This window comes from Asticcacaulis biprosthecium C19, from assembly GCF_000204015.1.
Lineage (GTDB): Bacteria > Pseudomonadota > Alphaproteobacteria > Caulobacterales > Caulobacteraceae > Asticcacaulis > Asticcacaulis biprosthecius.
In genome coordinates this window covers 1,034,907-1,037,128 of sequence record NZ_GL883078.1, presented here as the reverse complement: position 1 = coordinate 1,037,128, position 2,222 = coordinate 1,034,907, and the positions used below count along the sequence as shown (strand labels likewise).

General features: G+C 55.0%; 4 protein-coding genes. All 4 read left to right on the top strand.

All coding sequences use genetic code 11. The annotated features are described in order from the left end of the window. Nucleotides 1-458: type II toxin-antitoxin system ParD family antitoxin (locus ABI_RS25985; protein ID WP_211211175.1), on the top strand; the 458-nt coding region annotated here is incomplete at its 5' end. A 76-nt stretch (nt 459-534) separates the two neighbouring features. Beyond that, nucleotides 535-1,188: a hypothetical protein gene (locus ABI_RS14975; RefSeq protein ID WP_006273878.1), complete on the top strand. Its 654-nt coding sequence runs from the start codon at nt 535-537 to the stop codon at nt 1,186-1,188. A gap of 69 nt (nt 1,189-1,257) precedes the next feature. Continuing rightward, nucleotides 1,258-1,650 carry a type II toxin-antitoxin system RelE/ParE family toxin gene (locus tag ABI_RS14970; protein WP_006273877.1) on the top strand — a complete coding sequence of 131 codons (393 nt, stop codon included), beginning with the start codon at nt 1,258-1,260 and terminating at the stop codon, nt 1,648-1,650. Continuing rightward, the gene (locus ABI_RS14965; protein ID WP_006273876.1) at nt 1,647-1,967 is read left to right on the top strand and encodes a helix-turn-helix domain-containing protein; all 321 of its coding nucleotides are present in this window, start codon (nt 1,647-1,649) and stop codon (nt 1,965-1,967) included. The genes ABI_RS14970 and ABI_RS14965 overlap by 4 nt, the downstream gene beginning before the upstream one ends. Nucleotides 1,968-2,222 lie beyond the last annotated feature (255 nt).

Sequence of the window (2,222 nt, the reverse complement as noted above, 5' to 3'; positions counted from 1 at the left end):
CTGTTCGTGCCGTTCGTGGTCAAATTCTTAATGACTTAACCGCAGTGACAGCGCAAATTCAGAGCGTTAAGGGGGCTGAGACGTTTTTTCGCGTTGAAACTAGGAGCGGCCACACTTCCCGGCACCATGATTGTGGGATAATATGCTACAGTGTAGCATGCAGTTTTGAGAGGTTGGGCGCTATGACTATGGTGAAAAAGAGTATTTCCGTTACGGACCAACAAAACGATTGGATCGCCGGGCAGGTCGCGACCGGCCATTATGGAAACGAAAGTGAAGTCATCCGAGAACTGATACGCGAGCGTCAGGTTCGCGAGAAAGAAACCGCCGCTGAGATTGAGGCTATTCGTGCGCATCTCGTTGCGGCGGAGCAGCGAGGGTCGGCAACCGTGTCCCGAGAGGCTCTCTTGGCGGAAATAAAAAGAAGACATGCGACGCAATGGCCGGATATAAATTGAATCACGCTGCCCGAGACGACACAAAGCGCATCTATCAGCGCGATTTTTCGACGGAAGCCGAGGTGGTGGGGCGCGAATGATCAAGACCGAGATCATCTATGACGGCAGGGTCGTCATGACCCTGGAAAGCCTCGATCCGAAAGCTGGGCCTGCGATGCAGGCATCCGTTAAGGCAAGCCTGGATTGGCGAAAGGACCCCGGACCTGCGCCCGAACCCGCTCGGGAAGTTGAGCGTTTCGAGATCGTTTTCACGCCGCCCGACGTCGGCTGCATTGACTGTATCGTCACATTTGACGCCGAGACGGTGACCTTGCCGCTGAGTCAGTATGGAGATCCGTTTGAGGACATCAAAGTCTGGCTGGAGCGCTTGGCGGGTGGCGAATTTACCTATGAACTCGTCTGCCCGGAAGGCTGGCTGCTGCGCTTCGGCGTGGCACCCGATCCGGACCCTGACTATGTCCTTTTCACCATCTGGGAACGGTGGTGTACCGATGAAACGAAGCTCGACTGCCACCTGCGGCTAAAGCGGGAGACCCTCGTCGCGACCTTCTACAACGCTTTGTTAGAGATCTGGGAAAAGCCCGACCCGGAAAGCTTTTGGTGGGAGTGGGATTATTCGTCGCAGCACGATGAGGACGACGACAACGACGGCCATTATGGGGTCTACTACTACCACGTCAGATCGCCCATCATCGACGCCTATCTGGCGCGCGAGGCGGCAACGGAATAGGCTTGTCAACCGCCACCTGCGACAAACCGATCTCTTGAAAAAGGTAGCACCTGGTGCTATATTGTTTCCATGGCGGAGCAGATTATCTCGTATCGTGTCTTCAAGTCCGGGTGGTTTTCCAAGGCGGCGCGCAAAGCGAGAATTGGAGACGACGAACTTTGTGAGGCCACTGCCGAAGTAGTCAAAGGACAAGCGGATGATCTGGGCGGTGGCGTTTTCAAAAAGCGCCTTAACAAGAATATGTACCGCTCTATCATCCTGGCCAAGACAGACGAATTCTGGTTCTACGAATATCTCTTCGCCAAGAAGGATCGGGCCAATATCGGTGATGACGAATTACGGGCATTCCGGGAACTGGCCAAAGGGTACGCAGCCCTGCAACCGAGTCAATTGGCAAGTCTGCTGGACGACGGGGACCTTATCGAAATTTGCAGCCAAAATGGTGAAGGCGTATCGAGATGACAAAAAGAGTATACAAGAGCGATGCATTTGAGGCCATCCATGCGTCCGCGAAAGCGCTTCACAAGGTTGGCGCTATTGACAAAACAACGCTGCGTAATTTTGCCGAGGCGGCATTTGAAGCGCCGACACCCTTTGAGCCGCAGGATATCAAGCGGTTGCGCGAAGCCAATCGTGTTAGCCAGCCTGTGTTTGCCAGGTATTTGAACACCAGCGAATCCACCGTCGAGAAATGGGAGACGGGGGCAAAGCGGCCCAGCGGGATGGCGCTGAAGCTGCTGACGGTCATCCAAAAACACGGATTGCAGGTTCTGTCTTAAAGTTGAGACCGCTTAGCCGGCCGCTGCGCCTGCTCTCTTGCTGAGCGCTACGCAGCCGGCTTCGCTTCCAGCCCAGCTACACCACGCCCTGGGACACGATCTTGCCGCTTGCGCAAGGCGACCTTTCACCCCCGTCAATGGCGAGCTGAACCAGAAGAAGAATTTGACCACGAACGGCACGAACAGACACAAACGTTTGGGCAAACTTGATGTTGCCGTTCCGCGGCCGTGGGGCAAAGACCTGAAGTTCGTGTT